Origin of the sequence: Flavobacterium sp. 90, assembly GCF_004339525.1 — a bacterium.
In the GTDB taxonomy this organism is placed as follows: domain Bacteria; phylum Bacteroidota; class Bacteroidia; order Flavobacteriales; family Flavobacteriaceae; genus Flavobacterium.
In genome coordinates this window covers 3,914,672-3,935,131 of sequence record NZ_SMGE01000001.1, presented here as the reverse complement: position 1 = coordinate 3,935,131, position 20,460 = coordinate 3,914,672, and the positions used below count along the sequence as shown (strand labels likewise).

At 33.1% G+C, this 20,460-nt stretch carries 14 protein-coding genes and 1 tRNA gene; 4 read left to right on the top strand and 11 right to left on the bottom strand.

The features are described 5' to 3' along the window. Positions 1–18: 18 nt before the first annotated feature. Together C8C83_RS16560 and C8C83_RS16555 are read left to right on the top strand one after the other, a co-directional pair. The gene (locus C8C83_RS16560; protein ID WP_121329517.1) at positions 19–3,363 is read left to right on the top strand and encodes a WGR domain-containing protein; all 3,345 of its coding nucleotides are present in this window, start codon (positions 19–21) and stop codon (positions 3,361–3,363) included. Between the two features lie 3 nt (positions 3,364–3,366). Next, positions 3,367–5,013 carry an SWIM zinc finger family protein gene (locus C8C83_RS16555; RefSeq protein ID WP_121329516.1) on the top strand — a complete coding sequence of 549 codons (1,647 nt, stop codon included), beginning with the start codon at positions 3,367–3,369 and terminating at the stop codon, positions 5,011–5,013. A 258-nt stretch (positions 5,014–5,271) separates the two neighbouring features. Here the strand turns inward: C8C83_RS16555 and C8C83_RS16550 are convergent, their stop codons facing one another. The 11 genes from C8C83_RS16550 to C8C83_RS27250 all read right to left on the bottom strand — a co-directional run bounded on the left by C8C83_RS16550 (position 5,272) and on the right by C8C83_RS27250 (position 17,612). Then, positions 5,272–7,062, bottom strand: coding sequence for a hypothetical protein (locus tag C8C83_RS16550; RefSeq protein WP_121329515.1), 1,791 nt, complete (start codon positions 7,060–7,062; stop codon positions 5,272–5,274). Continuing rightward, positions 7,052–9,610, bottom strand: a complete 2,559-nt coding sequence (locus C8C83_RS16545; protein WP_121329514.1) for a ribosomal protein L7/L12 — start codon at positions 9,608–9,610, stop codon at positions 7,052–7,054. Before C8C83_RS16545 ends, C8C83_RS16550 begins: the two co-directional genes overlap by 11 nt. Positions 9,611–9,617: 7 nt before the next feature. Next, the gene (locus C8C83_RS16540) at positions 9,618–10,316 is read right to left on the bottom strand and encodes a hypothetical protein (RefSeq protein WP_121329513.1); all 699 of its coding nucleotides are present in this window, start codon (positions 10,314–10,316) and stop codon (positions 9,618–9,620) included. Between the two features lies 1 nt (position 10,317). Next, positions 10,318–11,448, bottom strand: a complete 1,131-nt coding sequence (locus tag C8C83_RS16535) for an AAA family ATPase (RefSeq protein ID WP_121329512.1) — start codon at positions 11,446–11,448, stop codon at positions 10,318–10,320. A 41-nt stretch (positions 11,449–11,489) separates the two neighbouring features. Continuing rightward, on the bottom strand, positions 11,490–12,116 hold the full coding sequence (locus C8C83_RS16530; protein WP_121329511.1) for a hypothetical protein: 627 nt from the start codon (positions 12,114–12,116) through the stop codon (positions 11,490–11,492). Positions 12,117–12,373: 257 nt separating this feature from the next. Continuing rightward, a complete protein-coding gene (locus C8C83_RS16525) occupies positions 12,374–12,919 on the bottom strand; it encodes a 3'-5' exonuclease (RefSeq protein WP_121329509.1) in 546 nt (181 codons plus the stop codon). A 33-nt stretch (positions 12,920–12,952) separates the two neighbouring features. Next, positions 12,953–13,459, bottom strand: coding sequence for a hypothetical protein (locus tag C8C83_RS16520; RefSeq protein WP_121329508.1), 507 nt, complete (start codon positions 13,457–13,459; stop codon positions 12,953–12,955). Positions 13,460–13,778: 319 nt separating this feature from the next. Further along, entirely contained in the window at positions 13,779–14,876 is a 1,098-nt protein-coding gene (locus C8C83_RS16515) for a slipin family protein (RefSeq protein WP_132011816.1), read from the bottom strand. Between the two features lie 927 nt (positions 14,877–15,803). Continuing rightward, positions 15,804–16,589 (bottom strand): hypothetical protein, encoded by a 786-nt coding sequence (locus C8C83_RS16510; RefSeq protein WP_121329507.1) that lies wholly within the window; start codon positions 16,587–16,589, stop codon positions 15,804–15,806. A gap of 110 nt (positions 16,590–16,699) precedes the next feature. Next, positions 16,700–17,269: a hypothetical protein gene (locus C8C83_RS16505; RefSeq protein WP_121329506.1), complete on the bottom strand. Its 570-nt coding sequence runs from the start codon at positions 17,267–17,269 to the stop codon at positions 16,700–16,702. Between the two features lie 271 nt (positions 17,270–17,540). Beyond that, positions 17,541–17,612 (bottom strand) — tRNA-Pro (locus tag C8C83_RS27250). Positions 17,613–19,026: 1,414 nt separating this feature from the next. Between C8C83_RS27250 and C8C83_RS16495 the strand changes: the two genes are divergently transcribed. Beyond that, positions 19,027–19,902, top strand: a complete 876-nt coding sequence (locus C8C83_RS16495) for a hypothetical protein (RefSeq protein WP_121329505.1) — start codon at positions 19,027–19,029, stop codon at positions 19,900–19,902. Positions 19,903–20,030: 128 nt separating this feature from the next. Continuing rightward, positions 20,031–20,429, top strand: a complete 399-nt coding sequence (locus tag C8C83_RS16490; RefSeq protein ID WP_121329504.1) for a helix-turn-helix transcriptional regulator — start codon at positions 20,031–20,033, stop codon at positions 20,427–20,429. The last annotated feature ends 31 nt before the right edge of the window (positions 20,430–20,460 follow it).

Below are 20,460 nucleotides of genomic sequence, written 5' to 3'. Positions count from 1 at the left end.
TAATACCCTTTTTGAATCATGAAATTAATTAAACAGATTAAACTTTTCTATAAAGAAGGGAATTCAGATAAAGTATACGAAATCGACTTGTGCAGTATCGATGTCGATAATTATGTGGTAAATTTTAGATACGGAAGAAGAGGAAGCGTTTTAAAAGACGGAACCAAAACTCCGGAATATGTTTCGGAAGAAAAAGCACAAATAATTTTTGATAAACTCGAAAATGAGAAAAAAGTTAAAGGATACGCCTCAGAAATAGAAACTTTAATAGATCTTCCTTCATTAGAAAGTGTAGAACCTGATTCTATAAACGGTGTAATTCTTCAGCGTTTACAAGATGCTGTAACAGGCAAAAACACTTTTAAAACACAATGGAAAACCAGTCGTGTAATCTGGAAAGCAGGTTTATTAGACGTTAAAGAAGCGATTCCTTACATCATAAAATTAGCTTCAAAAGGTGATGATTTGCAAACTTACTCTGCAATTTGGGCTTTGATAAAACTTAAATCTGATACCGCCGAAGAAGTTTTTAGATCATATGCTTTACAAAATAAACAAAAAGATTACATCAGAAATCTGGCTCACGAAGGATTATTAGAAATCCTGAAAGAGACGGAATTACAAAAACATATCGCTGCAATTCTTGAGACAATTCCGCAGGAAGCAAGATATTATATCGATAAAAAAGATTATGATTCGTTAGTAAATTTTCTAAAAGAAGAATTACAAAATAACGCGATCAATTATCTGACAGCTTTATATTTGGTTGCAAAATTTGATCGTAATTTACATGAGATTATTGTTTTCTTACTGGAAGCTGTTCCGTTCAGACCGCCATATTTCAAGCATATCAGAGCGATTTACAAACTGGCACATTTAAGAAATGATCCTGATGTAATTGCCGTTCTTGCTTATCGATTTGAGAATGAAGCTCCAATGTTTACCAGAACTGTTTCATTAGAAGATGACTATTATAACTCGCAATTTATCAGTGCTATAAATGAAAGGTTAAATATTGGAAAAGAACTTAGAGGAAAAGACAGTAAAATTGCCTTCTCTAATTTTACCAAAACTTATTTCCAGAAAAATAGTCTTCGCTTTTTAAACGAACTGGATTCTGAAACGGATGCTAAAAAATACCTGAAGTTTGCCGTTTCTATTTTATCAAAATATACCGAGAATGATTATAGCAAAGCCGAAAAAGCGCCTCTAAATACTTATGGGCAATACAATTACGACGATAGAAAATATTATTACACGGTAGTAGATTATCCGGAATGCTCTAATTTACTTTTATTGTCAACTATTTTATTTGGGAATGACAAAAAGCGAATTTTGACTCCATCGATGAAATTCATTTTAAATCAGGAAGTTTTCTCGAGTAAAAATTATTATTTCGATATAAATCAGGCAACGAGAGTAAGCAGTAAAGTAAATACTGACGAAAAGAAAACAAATACAGCAACAGATCAAAATTCAGGTTCTGTATTGGATGCTGCAAAAAAAGCGTTTTCAACATTTTTCGGTAAAAAAGAAGTTGAGAAAAAACCTCAAAGTCTGATAGTTCCCGAAGAACCAAAAGTTATCGTAGAAACCGTTTCAAACCGTTTAGAATTGTTTCCGGAACATTGGGACGCTTTTCCGGAAGCTTATGTTCACCTGATAATGGAAGCGCAAATGAACATTATTCATAATTTTGCTTACGGAAATTTAAAGGCGAGAAATGACTTTAATACGATCATCAATAATTTTGATGAAACAAATATTTTAAGTTTACTGAATAGTAATTTTAGGATTCCAAACAATTTAGGATTTGAAACCTTAACTCAGAAAAATGAAACACTTTCTACTCAGATTGGTTTTATTGCCGATGTTTTAAATTCTAAAACCGAAGCGGCAAGAAATTGGGCTAAAAACCACATTTTATCCAACAAAGATCTGTTTCTAAATGATATTGAATGTGTCGTAAAACTTATTTTTAATGAAGTTCCTGATTTAAAAACATGGATCACAAACACATTAGAAAATTTCACATTTACAGAAGATAAAGCCAAAGTAATTACCGGAAAAGTAATCGTTGAACTTCTTACGTTTGAAGAATCTGTTGCAAACAATACTCTTGCAACTCTCGCAATTGACAGACTTAAAAAAATAGCAATAGCGCAACTTGAACAATTAAGTTGGGATATTGTGGCGCGCTTAATTTCTTCGGATTTAAAAACGAATAATCTGTTGGCAAGTTCTATTTTAATTCTGAAATCTAAAACAGTCGATTCTAAGGAAATTCCGTTTTCGTTAATCGCTCTGTTTTTAGAAGACACAAATAACGAGATTAGAAAAAATGGAATTCAGCTTTTAAATAATTATCAGGAAGATTACTTATTGGCAAATAGTGAATCTTTGCTGGCTTTATTTCAAAATGAAAACCAAGATGTTTTAGAATCTGCTATAAAGCTTATTACGCAATTAGGCAAATCAAATGCTGCTATAATTGATGTTGCGCTTCGTGATGCAGTTTATGCGATGATTCGAAAAGAAAAATTTGAAGGTGCACATTTAATCTTCAAAAAATTCATTCTGGAAGAAACCACAAATCATTGGAATACAGCGCTGGAACCGCGAGATGTTATAAAACTAATTCACGCCAATTATAGAGAAAGTCAATTAACGGGTTATGAAATATTGAAAAAATATACTCGTAAAGATGATTTTACAATTCGCCAGATTATTTCTTTAGGAAACCATGAAATCCTTGCCATTCGTCAATGGTGTTGGAACTATTTTATGGATCGAAAAGAACGAATCAGAGCTGAAAGAAATAATGCATTGGCAATATTGGACACAACTTGGGATGATACCAGAGCATTTGCATTTAACTTCTTCAAAACTGAATTTGATGAAACTGATTGGGATTTAGAATGTTTGATTAGTATCGTAGATTCTGTGTTGCCGGCGGTTGAACAATTTGGAAAAGAAATCATTACCAAATATTTCAATCCTGATGATGGCGTAACTTATTTAACCAAATTAAGCCAGCATCCTAGCGTAAATATTCAGTTTTTTGTAACTAATTATCTGAACACATATGCAACAGATAATCTGCCTAAATTGAGAGAACTTGAATTTTATTTCCGTTCTGTATTAACGCGAGTACATAAAGCGAGAATTGCCAAACAGCGTATTTTTGAATTCTTACTTCAGGAAGGAAAGAAAAACGAAGAAGCAGCGATTTTTGTAACGCAAATTATTGATGAAATTTCGGCAACTGTAACCATTCAGGATAAAGCAAATTGTATCTCTATTTTGACGGATTTAAAAACGCTTTATCCGCAATTGCATACCCATTTAATCCTTAAAAACTAAGTTATGTTATTTGATTATAAATACAGCGGAAGCACAACTGTAAATAACACTTCGACGAGTACCGGAATGAGTTTTGCTCCGGATACTTTGAGAGAACCTACTTTTTTTGTTGGAAAACTAAACCAAAAAATCGCTTTTAGAGAAGCAATTTCTGCATTGCATGACGTAGTAATTTCTGATTTACGTTTTTTTCCTAAGGATAAAGAAGAATATAAATTATGGGCTGCAGAACAAGAAAAATTGTGGCTTAGCGAATATATGGCCGAATTTCAGATTGAAAATGTTCGTGCACGCATTCAGGAATTAAAAGAAGAATTAAGCACCGTTCAAAAAGAGAAAAGTAGAATTCTGGGACCTTTTAACAAAGCTAAAAGCGCCTATTTTGATTATCTCTATAAAAATGACAAAGATGCATGGATTGTTTTAGATCCTGTAATTACGGTACATCCTGACGAAGTCTTTTTTGAATGTTTCAGTAAAGATGAATCCTCTTATGGAAAATTAAGCTGTAATTATAATATATTCACAGAAATCAGCGACTTTAAATGTGGTACAACAAACATTGATTATTCGGAAGGGTTATATAACGAATTCCAGAAAATAAGAAATTATAAAGAAACCGAATTTAAGATTGATCCGTCTGGTTTTGAGGCTAAAACCACGAATGAACAAGTTTATAAAGAGGTAAAAATAGATTTGCCTGATTCCTGGGTTAGAGGATTTCTGCAAGTAAGTTCTGCAATGACTTTACCTGCAACTGTCTTGGATTTACATCCAATGGATATTTTTAGTTTATGCCAATATTTGCGTCGTTTCAAAGAAAAGAAAGGTCCAAGAGCTTTGCGTTTTGTTCTTGAACCGGACAAACCTATCAAAGCGATATTCGAACCTACGCATGACGAAATTACATTTCATCGTTCGATTTTTCAAGGAAACGAAGCCAAAACAATTCGTATTTGGGGAAGACGTCGTTTACTTATTTTAGAAAGACTAATTCCTATTGCTAAAAATTTTAAAGTCGTTTTATTAGGTTCTGGTTTACCTTCTTTTTTCATAGCCGATTTAGGTGATATGTCTTATACTTTAGGGCTTTCAGGCTGGACAAAAAATGATTGGAGTACTGCGGGTAATTTTGATTTAATGGCGCCAAGAAATAACGTAGATTTATTTACGCAAGAGAAAGTTTTCAATGCATTGAAAGAAAACTGGTTTGACACCTCTGATAATTTAGCCAAAAAACTAAATCTTGATCCGTCGACAGTTTCTGCTTCATTGACAGCTTATACGCAGGCAGGAAGAGTAATATATGATTTGAATTTAGGATTATACCGCGTGCGCGAATTGACTCAGGAACCTTTGAACATGAAAACATTGCGTTTTGCAAGTCCGCAAGAAGAGATTGCAAATCAGTATATTGCTGAAAATCGCATAAAAATCACTTCAAATGTAAAAGACGATCAATTGCAGATTAAAGGAAAAGTAACTGATAAAAATTTCACTTACACCACTTTGGCGGTTATAGACAAAGACAACCGACTTATTGAAGGAAATTGTGAATGTTCTTTTTACAAATCAAATCAATTGCGAAAAGGTCCTTGCGAACATATTCTCGCAACCAGAATGGCGTTACATACTAAAGTAACAGCATAACATAAAAAAGCCGTTTCAATTGAAACGGCTTTTTTATGATAATTATTTCTTAGAAATTTTCTCGTAAAGTCTAAATGCTTAAACACAATCTTGTCATTTCGACGAAGGAGAAATCTTCGTACGTAACTCCGCAACGAGAATCCAATCTTTGTCGAGCTTCTCGCGAAGATTTCTCCTCTGTCGAAATGACAAAACCTCTACTAAAGAAGCTTCTAGACTATATGTTCAAATAACATTTTACAAATTACGTCTAACGGTCTACGCTTTCCCTTTAATTTTTACTTTATACTTCATAACATCTTTTAGCATTGATTTATTCCTGCTATTAAAACTCAGTAATTCTGAGGCAATATCCGGTTTTTCGTCAATGCGATCTGCTACGATTTCATAGGCGATATTTTTAGTGATTTCTTCGAGCGATTCATGTTTCGTAAATTCATGTTTTAATAAATGAAGAAACGTCACCGCATTCTCAGGTGTCACTTCGCTTTCGTAAATATTGGGTATCGCAACAGCTAAATCTTCAGTTGATTTTATATTAGAAAAATAAATATTAAGACATCTTCCGGCATCTTTATTTGTTCTCCAGCCCACTATAAGTAATTCTTGTGCTTCGGTTATATCTTCAATTTTATTTTTGTAAATTAATGATGCTTTCACATATTGAAAATTCTCTTTATAGTTTTCTATTACTTTTCTAAAATGCTTGTTTGCTTCTTTTCTATCTTTTAAAATCACATACAAATCACCAACTTTTTCATCATTATTAAGTTCTTTATAGATCTCAATTGCTTCTTTGTACGCGTGCCCTTTTTCGTAACATTCGGCAGCTTTTAGCTTGTTTTTGCAATACTTTAAATAGATTGCTGCAGCTTCAGAATACAATTCTCCTTTTTCAAGAACTTCGGCAGCTTTTGTATAATTCTTTAATAATTTCAAATAAATGTGAGCAGCTTTTGCATAATCACCTTTTGCAATAAATTCCTCTGCCAGTTTTTCATATTTGCTTTGCAAAGTGCTGAATCTCTCAGAGTCAACCATAAAAGATCCTCCTGAACGTGAACTATTACGATTTGAGTTATTACTATTTGAACTACCCGGATTTGAATTATAAGCTATTAAAATTGATACCGCCAATCCTATAATGAGCGCTAAAACTATGAATATAAATATAGACTGAGATTGCGAATGTTGACTTCCTAACTTAAAAGTTCCAATAAGAATAACAAAAAGTGCTATAAAAATATATTTAAGCGTTTCACCATGAGATTCCAGTGTTTCCGAAGAAAGAATAGAACCAAGTCCGCCTCCACCTCCACTACCGAAGATGCTATTACCGGAACCAAACGAAAACTTCCCGTAATTATCTCCTCTCGAAGTTCCTAATGTATCAAGCGGAATCGCATATTGCAAAGCCAACTTTGGATTCTTATCCAGAAAAGCCATAAACTTATCCATTTCTTTCTGATTGCCTTTCATTACTTTTTGCATATCAAAAGGCATTTTCCCAATTATTTCTTCTTCTGAAGGTGGATTCTCAATATTTTCCAGAATCTTTTCTTTGTCAATCTCAACACGCAATGACGAAATAAACTGAGGCGTATAAACCGTTTTTGAAGGTTCAGTGATCTCAATTTCTTTCGCTTTTGGAAGTTGAAGTAAAGTGGTCCATTCGACTTGATCTTTCAGTTCGACCAAACCAATTTCAGGATGCAAAAAATGATATTCTTCTGAAAATAAAGTATGCCATTCCTCCTTCGTTAATTCAGGTGAAATCACTGTGTTTTCAGGAATAAACAATTTGTTTTCGATCAACTGCAAGAAATTATTTCCTCGAATATCGACTTTATCCATTCTTTGATTCAAAACCAACAAACAGCCGTATAATTCGTTTGCTATGGCGCCCGGAACAGGATAAACCTTAACCGATTCAAGCTTTAAACCAATATTCTGAATCTCGTGAAGCCACACTTCCGGTGAGGCACTTTTTATAAAAATGCCTCCTTTAGGAAATGTGTTTTTTGAATGTATTTTTAACTTAAGCTCCATGATGTATAATATTCTGAATGAATCGTTTCAAGTATTTTTCTCTAAATCTGTCTTCTCCTATACTTTCTCTCGTAGCATCTTCAATGAAATAATAATTTCCTGCAAATTCGTTTTCAGTTGCCATAACAGTTCGTGTGCCAATGACAAACGGAATGTAAATTTTTTCGATTTCTTTGTTACTGCTTTCAAAAATCAAAATTCCATCCTGATTTCTAATCGTACTTCTGTCAAGAGCTTCAAAAAGTACATTTTCTATATAACAAACTGCTCCGTTTTTTTCGATTTCCTTTTTTAATTTCTCGGCAACTTCTCTTTTTACACTTTCTAAAATAACTCCAAAAGGTTCGTCTACAATCTTTTTACAATCTCTCAACGAAATATCTGTATTCGTTTTTATAGCTTGGATAACCGCTAATGGCGATGTTCCTTTATTCTTTAAAATAAGGTTTACTTTCTCTTCCAGTTTTATAGCTGAATCTTCAGAAATTCTGCTTGAAAATTTGCCTTCTTTCTCAAAAAAGAAATTTGAAAGATAGAAGTTATTTATCTTAAACACATCTTTTTGAATTACAACACTTTCTAATCGCTTGACAACGCCATATTTGAATTTGTTATATCGGTAATCCCGAACAAAAAGTGTTTGCTTATCAAAATGAGAATCAAAAGCTTCTTTTATATCTATACCAGATACCTTATTTAAGCCAAAATCATTATTAATGCGCCAAAAATAAATATTGTCAGTAAAGAAAAATTCCTGCTCATACTCAAATACCGAAAGTTTACCTTCCTTAAGTTCATCGTCAACAAGCTTAAAATTTTTCACTTCTTTGCTCTCAAGATTTATCGTACTTAAATTATGCACCGAATCGAAGAAATAATAAAGCATCGTTTTTTCGCCTTTGTTATTTTCTTTAATCGCATATTCACCATTCCCAAACGGAAGATTTGACGCAATTTTTTTTAATCCTTTATCAAAACTATTATTGAAAAACTGATATAAACTTCCATTTAAATAAAAGTAAAAATTACCTCCACTCTCAAAAACATTCTTGTAAAATCTTTCAACCGGATACAAAAGCGGAATCTCAAATGATGTGCTATTTTTTGCAACAGTTACTGTTCCATTATGATTTTTAACCCACAATTCATCTAAAGGCATTATAATATGCTGAAGCATTTTTTTTCCTTTATTATGATTTTTAAAAACGGTAACATCCTGCATTCCTACTGAAAAAGTATATTTTATATCAGCAAAATACTCATTTGTAACTTTCTGCATTGGAGCCAGTTTTAAACTTTCTTCCGATGAAAAAAGAAATACTTCCTGATTTTTACTGCTGATTTTATTCTCCAGAAAAAAAGAATTTAATCCGTCTGAGCAATCCAGTTTTCCACTAAGATTACTCAAAGCATCAATTACGTTATTTACATTGTCAAAAGATACTTCTTCGTAGTTTTTTCCAACGACATAAGCTTTGCATTCGATATCTGTTTTTGGATGTCTCGCGATTGCAATTGCCGAAGCAAAGGAAAGAATCTTAGGATTTCCCCAGTTTTTCAGCGAACTGTCTATTAACAAAATACGAACAAATTTATCAGCCTCAGGCGGAACTTCTCTTTGAATATAAAGTGCTTCATTATTCGCAATTCTTGACATAAAAACATCATCGTCATAAGCAAATTCAGAAATAACGAGTTTGTCAAAATCGCCTTTATTGGTCAAATCTGAGATTCCTCCCAACGGTTGCTCGCTTGGATGATTGTGATGCAAAGGAATGTTTAATCCGGACCAAAGTCGCTTGATCAGACTTCCAACATGAAAAGTTTTATCTTCTTCAATAAGCTGATCTACAAAACTCGTTACATTATCAGACAGGTTTTTTTCTTCCAGAACTTCTTCTTTCAATTTGTCTCCCAAATCTTCATGGGGAATATCTTCCATCGCTTTTAGCAATGATTGAACCGTAGGAAACTTAACTTTTAACAAAGCTAATGTTCTGAAATCCTTTATAAAATTAGCCTCATTAAAGGCATCTTTTACTCCGGCTCTTACTAAATGATGCCTGTGTTCTTTGTATTCTTTAAGGAGTTTTTTGGCTTTCTCATCAGAAATTCTGTTATGACATTTGTGAAATATCGTCTGAAAAAGCTTCATTCGTTTTTCTCCAACTTTATACGCTTCCGGCAAAGAAGCCAATATTTTTATAAAACCAATGCTTGCACCAATTCTAAAGAAATCAGATTCCTCAGCAGATTTCACAGTTCTAAAAGAATCTGATTTGTCCTTGCTTTTTGCTAATTCATAAATCATTTGGACAGAAGCACAATTCTCCGGATTCGTGGCAATTATAGCCAACAATAACGAACCAAATGGCGGAATTGAGTCTTCTGCTAAATATTCTAAAATTTCAAAGACAAATTTCTCGTAACCAATCGTTTGTCCATTCGGAATTGCGAGTGACTCAAATACACTATCTTCAGAAAATATCTGATTGTCCCATTCCCAGAAATAGTCTTCGTATGATTGAAAGTATTTTTGAAATTCCATTTTTGTTTTATGAAAAAGTTAAGCGAAATGAACTAATTGAAAGTGGTTTTATATTTATTTTCGGAATACTGGAATAACTATTATCCATGTTCCATAATACGAGGTTTTCTCCCGATGGATTTAATTTTTCCTGAAAGGCTTTCGCCAAAGCAAACCATTCGAAATTATATCCTGTTGGCAACAAAAAATTATGCGTTAACCAATATGTTTTCCCTTTTATGGGCAACAATGGATTTCCTATAATTAAAGCGTTTTTATTGATCACAATCCACTGTAAAGACTCTAATCGATATCTTGGCGCTGTTTCTATATAGAGTTTTAATTCCTCATAATTTACCAGTAAAGCATACGTTTCTTTTACCTCTTCAGAAACTTTTATAGTGATTTGAAGTTCATTATCAATTCCAAAAAAGTTATGATTAAACTTAGGCAAAGAAACCGGCAATGCACGCAAAATTGGCGACCATAACAGTCCTGACGGAAGTTTTTTTGAAGGCAAAAGATTTCCGTATTCAAACAACAAATTTTCCTTTAATTCATAAACCTTTTTATAAGGAATCTGCTGAATTTCAGGAGCATTTATTTGTTCCTGCAAAAAATCTTTTACCCAAACAACATCACTTTCAAAAGCTGTTTTTAGATTGTCCCAATGCCTGATCGATCCTAAAAAATCCTTGTGTTCTTTTTTTATTTCTAAAAAATACATATTAAATAGTTTGAAGGATTTTCTGCCATAAAGATTCTATATGATTCTGAATGTACTTCTTTTGTTCTGCATCTTTAATCCAGTCACAACGTGTTTGAATATATCTTAATTTATCTTTAATGACATTTTGTTCTTCAAACGAAAGACTATCATCCTGCCATTTTTCGATTAAATAATTCACCTCTTTCATTACGCTTTCTGCATCTGGAGTTTTATTGTACATCGCTTGCGGATGTGCCAAAACTGAATCGTCTTTCTCTATAATCTGATTAATGATTCCTTCCAGGATTTCGATTTGTTCTTCGTTATCCCAAATGTATTTCAAAACCCATAAATCAGATAAAATTGCTTCATTTCGACCACACATTAAGGCGCTTGCCGCAATCAGATTCTGCAATTTTACAGCACGTCTGTCAGAAACTTTTATTCCTGTATTTCTAAGACTATGCACAATATCAACATATTGATTGCGTATTCCGGTTAAATCAACCTGACGGCAAAGCAATTGCAATTCTCTAATTTCATCTGCCTGAATTGTTGGAACTTCTTTAGCGTTTCCAGCTTCTAATTTCCAACCTGCCAAAAGTACTTCGTGAAGTAAATCAGGTTCTACATAATCACATTTTATACGAATTAAAAAACGGTCTAATAAAGCGTTTAGTGATTCATCTTCGGGTAAAACGTTACTTGCTCCAACAAACATAAGTGCTGGTAACTTTCTGGTTTCTTTACCTCTACGGAATATTTTTTCGTTAAGCGCCATCAACAAACTATTCAAAATTGCTGAATTGGCATTAAAAATCTCATCGAGAAATACCATCGAAGCTTCCGGCATCATTCCGTCCGTATTCGTGATTAGTTCACCTTCTTTTAATTTTCGAATATCAAAAGGTCCAAAAATCTCATTAGGTTCTGTAAAACGAGTTAACAGATATTCGAAATTTTTCCCACCATCGATTCCATTAGATAAAGCTCTGATAATCGCACTTTTTGCCGTTCCCGGAGGTCCCAACAAAAAGGCATTTTCTTTTGCCAGCAATCCAATTCCTAATAAATCTATAATTTCATTTTTTCCAACAAAAGTCTCTTTAATATGCTTTAAAACTGCATTTAGTTTATCTGTAGTGCTCATTATTTTGCTTATAATTTGATCTTAATTTGTTTATTTTCTTCTTATAATTGTGCCCAGAATAGCTTTTTATAATCTCCGAAACCTATTTCTAATTGTTTCTTTATAAAATCCGGCTGAGCAAATTTGATTGCTTTTCTTTCGACAACTCTATTGAGATAAAGTCCTTTCAAACATTCGTTTACAGCCAAAATATCAAAATTTATCTTTTCGATGTCAATCTCATATCCAATCACTGAATAATGAAACTGAACCAAATGATTTTCTAATATTGGTATAACCAAATCATCGGCATCCAATCGTTTAAGTTCTAAAACAACCTGAGGTAAAAACCGCAGACAAATATCAGCAGACAACAAAGCAGAAGCATCGATTTCGCCATGATATTTCGGTAAAAAATCAAGCAATTCACTTACTTTATGTTCTCTGAACAATAATAACTGCGCAGCACTATATACTGTTTTTGCGGCCCATAATGCAGCGTCAGGATTAAACTTTAGCGCAACATCAGGATATTCTAAAATCTCGTTTTCGTACTCAGTTTCCAGGAATGAAGTCGTGTCGATTTCTTCACTTCGAGAAACGGTCATAATTTTATTGTACAAAATAATCTGCTCAATAGTTCTGAGATGATAAATGGTATCTAAAAAAGGTGTTTTTGTGCTTTCCATTTTACTAAACGTAATGCTGCTTTTGGTATTTGTAATTGTTATAATGTGCTTTTATTTAGCCCATTTAACAAAAAACGTCTCTCAACAAATATATAATTATATTGGTAGTTTCTTAAAATTTTAAGATCAATTATCTGATTAAATTTCGAATAATAAAAGATCTTTAAATCGTAAAAATAAGAACTGCAAATCACAAAAATTCGCAGTTCTTTTACCGAATATTGCTTTTTCGAATTGATAATCATACAGATTGCTATCTAATTCTGTAAACACCAATGCAAAATTTTAGCGATATTCTTTGCATCATCAATTCCTCGGTGATGCGTTCCTTCCAGCGGAATATCCAGCAAATGCAAGGCTCCGTTCATTCCGGTTGGTTTTGTTAAACCAAATTTATCTCCAAACGAGACTTTCACATTAATGTGCTCATCCCCCATTGGATACGGAATCCCGAATGATTTACATTGCTTTCTCAGCATATTGAGATCGTATTGACCGTAACTCGCCCAGGTATATAAATCCGGATTATATTCGTCAACCAATTTCGCGATTGCTTCCTCAAAACTTACTCCGTTTTTATCCAGTAAATCTTGGGTAATCGTTGTCAATTCCGTACAAAACGGACTCACACTCGAGCGTTGTGGTTTGATCAAAATACCTTGATTTTGAGTGATTTTACCAGTTTCTGAATCCAGAACTGCCAAACCAATCTCTATAATTTCATTTTCCTGACCTTGCGGGACAGTCGTTTGCCAACATGTGGCTTCTAAATCGATGATAATAATTTTATCTGTAGTTTTCATTTTTTAATTTTTTAATATTTTATAATTCCACTTCTAGAAAAGAGCCATTACCTGACGAAGATTTTTTCCGATTTTTTTGTATCGTTTCCGCCATTTGAAAATGTTTATGACTTTTTTATCGCTTTCAGTAACTTTCTTAGTCTTATTGCTTTTTTCAAGTTGTTTCGCTTCTTCAAGTCGGCATTTTTCGTGAAACTTCTTAAAAGGACGCGGTTCAAAATCTACCATAATTGCTGCCAGATTAATTGCATCAATATTTGTTGGATCTGTTTCGCCTTTAAAGAATGTTTCGATAGGTCTGAACTTATCTTTTTGGTCTTTAAATTTTTTCTTTTTGGTAGGATCAAAATCCATAGAAAATAGATTTCTAAAAACTCTTAGATCATCTTCGGTTGGGTCATTTTCGAAAATTAACCAACAGAAATCACGTAGTTTTCCACGAGACGGTTTGTCCAAATAATCAAAGTATTCACGTTCTCTTTCTATCTCATATTTATTCCTGATCGCTTTTTTATATTCTTTTAATGTATTAGTACGCATGATATATTTTCTTTTAGGAATCCTTTTGGAACCTCAGGAAAACACGGGAATTCTGGGAATCCCTTATCTGCAAAGCTTTAAAAACACTTTTACCTGATCAGAGATATCACCTAATTGATATATAATTCCTTGTACTTAACTTTTGATTCCTCCGTTTAATGAGTCCTAAATCCATTTCTTCGACAGAAGTAAACAGACGTTCATTAAACCTAATTATATGGGTCGGATCAAAATCATGATCCGACATAAATAATATTTCTTGATTCATTCTTAATTCTATTTTTTAATTAAAACCTTCAACATTTACTGCTGATGATTTCTATTTTACGAAGATTTCTTTTAATTGACCAATTACGTTTCCGCTTCCAGAAATTGTGATTTCTCCAATTTTGTCTGCGATTTTTTCCACGTATTCCATCTCTTTCAATTTCCACAACATTTCGTTTTCTTCCATCAGCTTTGCTGTGTTTAGCAAACTTCTAGTTGCGGCAGTTTCTTCTCTTCGCATAATGCTGTTGGCTTGCGCTTTTTTCTCGGCAACCAAAACCTGATTCATGATTTCTTTCATATCTCCAGGCAAGATCACGTCACGGATTCCCGCATCAGAAATTGTCAAACCTAACTCGTCAATTTTAACGGTTACTTCAGCCAAAATCGCTTCTGCAATAGCATCTTTTTTCGCCAATAACTCATCTAAAGTCAATCCGCCAACAAAAGCTCTTAAAGCCAATTGCATTGCCACATACAATTGTTTTTCAAAATCTTTATTGTCAACAAGTGCTTTCATAATATCAATAACCTGGTATCTCACAAAGAAATTGATTCTTAATCCTGCCTTATCTTTTGTCAGCAATTCTTGACCGGAAATCTCCACTTGTTGTTGTCTTGCATCAACAGTTTTAACTTCGATTGTAATCGTATTATTCCAGAAATAATGCGTTCCCGCTTTTAATTCTTTCACGAAAGTTCCATTCACAAACAACAAAGCTTTGTCGTTGCTAGACACGATAAATTTTCGAACATAGTATTTCAACTGATTGTGTTCTAACAAATTCACCGAAACATTCTCTGTGATTTCAATCTTAGAAAGATCCACTCTGGTAAATTCATTTTTCACAATTCCTTTCCAGAACGCATATCTTCCTGCGGCCAAAGTTCCTTTAAAGTTTCCGTTCACGAATTGCAAAACAATCTCGTTATCGGCAACAGCCACAACATCTAACATTGAAGCCAATATTTCGTTTTCCAACAAAACATTCAACTCAAACGGAGCAATGAAATTCGCATTCATATCGTAAATCATTACATTCTTGTTCCCAAAAATCCAATGTAAACCTTGCTCAATAACGTTAACTAATTTTCTGTTTTCGAACACCAAACCCACTTGGTAAGCCTCGATTTTTACTTTCTTTATCATCTTTTTATATTTTTGTTTCAAGTTTTTTTGGTTTCATGTTTCATGTTCTGTAACCGCCAAAAAACTTAGTTATATTTTCTATTTTCTAAAATCTATTTTATCAAGTCAATTTTCTAAGCACAACAATCTTGCTTCTAAAATCTTGCCTCTATTCTCTATAATCTTTATTCTCAAGTCTATTTTCTCAAGCCAATTTTCTACTCTCAACAATCTTGCTTCTAAAATCTTGCCTCTATTTTCTATTCTCTATATTCTATCCACAACAATCTTGCTTCTAAAATCTTGCTTCTACTAAGCAGCTTCTATCTTCTCTAAAAATAAAAAAACCTCAATGTCTCTCTCCTCTGAGAAAACGGACGAATAGTTGGAGTTTTGTATATTCCAATTGTTTTGCAATTCTATTTTGTGAAAGCGATTCTAAATTCTAAAAAAATCGCTCAAACAATCAAACCGAAAAGAAAAAGAGTATTTCAAAATACGTTTCTGTTCGCACTGGTTTTATCCTGAGTGTGAAACTTTTGGATTCTAAAATCCAGGTTTCACTGACAAAGACAAATCAGTTTTTTTTCAATGGTCATCTTTTTAAGAGTGATGGTCTCTAAAAAACAGATTTTGAGTCTGATTTCTATTACTCTATCCAATTGAGTTATCGCATTGCTGCGAGTGGGACTCGAACCCACAACATAGTTTGTGATCGTTTTTTGGAAAACAACCTAAAACCTCCAAATCAAGTTGCATAGAAAAACATAATACGCTTTCGCGAAAAGTTCCCTACAATGGTGCTATACAGAAACACGCAACAGGACTTGTTTGATATTGTAAATCAAAGTTTCCTTTGATGTATTTCATTTTTTAAAAGAACGTTTTTTATTTCCTGAGCAAATATTCAAATTACACTGCGCAATGATTTTGCGCAGTGCAAAAATTTTATTTTATCCATTCAATTACGGTCGATAAATAGACTTGTCTTACGTCTTCAAATCGGGTTATGTTTGGAATATGATTTACTTCTAATAAATATTTAGAACCGTCTTTTGCAACGATATAATCATTACCAATCATATCCATATTCAAAGTGTTTTTAATATGCAAAGTATCAGCAAGTAACTCAGTATCAACCTCCATAAATCCGGCATTATCCGGGTGAATTGATTTTAACCACGAATCACCTTCCAGTTTTATTTGCCAATAAACATCTCCAATTATCATAATCCTAACGGCTTCACCTTCGTAATAAGGTTCAGTTGTTGCGGTAAATTCGCTTTCCCATTCTCCTGTAAAACGATGTTTGTTTTCGCCACAATGCCAGTTTCCCCATTTAGCAACAGTATCATTGCCAACATTTACCGAAGCGCCTGCGCTAATAAATCCTCGTGGCGCGCTAAATCTCGAATGAGCTAAAGCTTTTACCAGACACGGAATCTTAAAACGACAATCCAACATCGCAGCAGCATTAGGATAACAAGCACCTCGCCAGATTGCCAAACCAGAAATAAAGTCAAAATCATTGTCGTAAATTCCATAATAAACCACTTTGTCTACAGGCAACATTCCGATTCCGTTTGATTTTTCCATATAAAGAACTTCATCTTTAACAACAATTTTCGGAATTGATTGATGCCAAATAATATGTCCAGAATAATTGGCTTTTATAATATCATATTCTTCTTGTTCTATTCCTACAAGAGCAATTCGGTTGTAATCTTGTTTCATAATTTCTAATATTTATTTATTTTTTTGCCACTAAGGCACAAAGACACTAACTTTTTTTTCTTTGAACCTTTGAACCTCTGCACCTTTGAACCTTTGCAGCAAAACTCTTTCTAAACTTTTTCCAATTCCAGGCGTTTAATTCCGAAATCAGATTTTCTTAACTTACACATTCTGTCATCTGCGATATGGTGAAAAACAATTCCTTCGATATCATTTTCTGATAAGAATTTTTCTAAATCCTCAAACCCAAGATTTACAAAATCAAGTACTTCGCTTCCGTGTTTAATTAAAGTATGTTTCTCTAATTTTTCAGGATTTCCCTGTACTTTTGGTCCGCATAATTCGTAAGTTCCATCTTCTTTAATTTCTAAAGAATCAAATCCTTCGAAGAAAAACTTATCTTCAGATTTCATGCGATCACATTTTATCCAGTGCGGATGATGTCCTGAAATCAAATCTGCTTCCTGACACGGAATTGCACCTAACGGAATTGCGCGTCCTTTTTTGGCATCAAATCTTTTGAACAATTCACCATCAATAATGGCTACAGATGTTCCGTCAAATTTTCTTGTTGCAATGGCGTCACCATTAATTACCCAAGCATTTTCGGCATTTATCTTATTTATTACTCTTGCCAAATTCTTTGGATCTTTAGCGAATAGTGTACTTATCTTTTTCATCTTTTATTTTTTTAGATTATACATTACTTTGTACAACATTTTAGTTCAGGAAAAGAGATTCGAACTCTCAAAATACCGATTCTAAATCAGTCGCGTCTACCAATTCCGCCATTCCAGCTTTTTTTTTAAGGTTCTGAGGTACTGAGATACTAAGTTGCTAAGTTTTTTTTCTTAGCGCACTTGGTCAATCTCTCGCAAAGACGCAAAGTCGCAAAGTTTTTTTCCTCTGAACCTTTGAACCTCTGCTCCTTTGTAACTTTACAAAACCTTGTCTGAGAAGTAGGATTCGAACCTACGACCTCCCGCATCCAAAGCGGGTAAACAACCACCGTTATCTTCTCAGTTTTTTTGAAGGTTCTAAGGTTCTGAGATACTGAGTCGCTAAGTTTTTTTCTTTGAACCTTTGAACCTCTGCGCCTTTGAACCTTTTTAAAACCTTCAAAAACATTCCTTCTAGAGAACTTGTTATTCCGGAAGGGGTCGAACCTTCATTCTAAAGTTATTCACCTCTTTTCTACCAATTGAAATACGGAATCATTAATTTTTGGGCATAAAAAAAGCACCCGATTAAAGGTGCTTTCATGAGATCTAATAAGATATGCGTATCCTATTGCCTATATTCATGCACCTGTATTGCTATACGTCCAAGTTCTGAGCTTGGGTATAGGGCTTGTACGTTATATATTTTTTTAATAAAATCCATTTTGTGTATTGTATTATAAATTGAAATCGTTGTTATTATTCGAAATCCGTGTTCCAGATTTTCTTCGGCAAAGATAAAGTCGAAAAAATCAATTATCCAAATCTTTTTTGAAATTATTTTATTGATAATCAAATAGTTAACCCTTAAATAAACCTATAGAAATCCCTGTCCGCCAACTGAGGCAGATCTCCTTTTGTATCAAATGACTGTCTCTCACCAGATTACTTTTCAAGATTATATTTCGCTATTTATTTTAATCATTAAACATTTGGTCGATTATTTTTTTAATTATTTTTAGTTAATGGTTATTTTTTATCATTTTATTGTCAATCTGAACATCCCGAAGCTTCGGGAGAAACGCGTCTAAAACAAAAAAAGCGTCCCAATTAGGACGCTTTTATATATTTATGCTGAGTTTCGAAACTACAATTTACCCTTCTATTCCATAAAATACATATTACGCCCTGAATCTTTAGCCGGAAAATCTTCCGCTAAACGATTGCTATTTTTTATTGCTGACAGGTTCATATGTATTCTTTTATTTTTATTTCGAGAGCAAATGTAGTTTATTTTTTTAATTAATATAACTTTTCTCTCATGATTTGTTAAAAAATAGTTAAAGGAAATATAATAGTGTGGCGAATGGGTTTCTCGCAAAGACGCTAAGTCGCTAAGTTTTTGTCATTTCGATTTTTATGATAAAAGCTTTAAATGAAAAAGCTTATCGCGACGAAATCTTTGTCAAAGTTTTAAACTTTGACAAAGATAAAAACGTAACAAAATCTACAATGTAAACCCGATATTGTCATTTCGACGGAGGAGACCCGAGCGATAGCGAACAGGCGAAGCAAATCTCCACAAGAAGCTCGACAAAGATTGTCACTTTAGATTACGGAGTTACTCGCGAAGATTTCTCCTCCGTCGAAATGACAATATTTGGGTTAATTTAATTTTATAAATACTTCCAACAACTTTAATCATACTTTTCTAACCCATAAAATATTTTTAATTTAAATAAAAGTTTTAACTATTTTTATCTCACTTAAATCTACATATGAAAGAATTTATCGATAGCATTAATTGGTCTGAAATTTGGGAAATATCAAAAGAATATGTTTTACCCAATATTGGTTGGTTTATTTTCTGGATCGTTTTATTTATAATTATTGGACTTATTCTCGGAATCGTTTTCAATGTATACTTGTACCGAAAAAATGTTTTCTTTCGCGATAAACAATATTACAATTGGTTTGCCAAGCTTTGGATTCCGTATTTTATGGTTGTTTTTCTGTATTTCTCTTCTATGATTGGGCTTTTTTACGGCGTACATTCTGTTTTGAGATCAGAGAATAAAAGCATAACTTCTAATATTTATTCGAAAACTATTGGTAATACATTTTCGTCTGAAAAAGAGAAAAAAGAGTTCTTGCATTCGCTTCAAACGCTATCCAAATCGTCTGAAGATGTGAGTAAATCTATGACTCAGGCTTTGGCGCTTTACATCAAACAAAATAATAGCGGTTACGCTTCTGTAGATAATTTTAAGAATTCGTCGACTTCGTATTTGCTCAAAAAATATGAATCCGAAGTTTACAGCGCGTGCGTATATGGTTTTATGAAAGTTGTTGACGATCAAGCCAACATGAAAAACGTAAAAGATATTGATTACACACAATTCAAATCGCTTTTGCAAAAGTTAGATAAAATCGAACCTCAACGAATCGAAAATTCGATACAATCTGAAATGGGACGCAAATTGCAAGCTATTTTAGATTATATTTTTAAAGAAATCCTGAAACATGAATTGTTCTTTTTCTTCTTGTTTTTACTGATTCCGTTTGTTGAATATTTTATTTATTTGAAGTTTATAAAAACCAAAGATTCTGATTTAAGTAAACCAAAACCTGTTGAAAATGTAATTGTTCCTTAACTGCAATTAAAGTAAGAAAAAGCGTATTTTTACTAAATCTAAAAAACAACCAAAACGGTATATTATCGAATCAATCTTGTTTTTTACCGATCAGTATTTTTTAAAAGAATTTTAAATACCTTTGAATTATGAGCACAGCAACTAAACCAAAACACATTGGCAGAAATATTAGCCGAATCAGAGAACTTCGTGGTATGAAACAAGAAGCACTTGCGCAGGCAATTGGCTCAAACCAACAAGCTATTTCCGGAATTGAAGGAAGCGAAGAAGTTGATCCTAAAAAACTTGCCGAAATTGCAAAAGCACTTGGCGTTACAGTTGAAGCACTTGAAAACTTCTCGGAAGAATCTGTTTTTAATTACTTTAATACTTTTTATGATAATAGTGCCAATAATGGTCAAGTAAATGGTCCTTTTAATCATTGTAACTTTAATCCTCTTGATAAAGTTGTTGAGCTTTACGAACGTTTGGTTCAGTCTGAAAAAGAAAAGGTCGAATATTTAGAAAAGTTGTTGAAAGAGAAATAATATTCTTAATAAAAGAATTTCTTATATATAA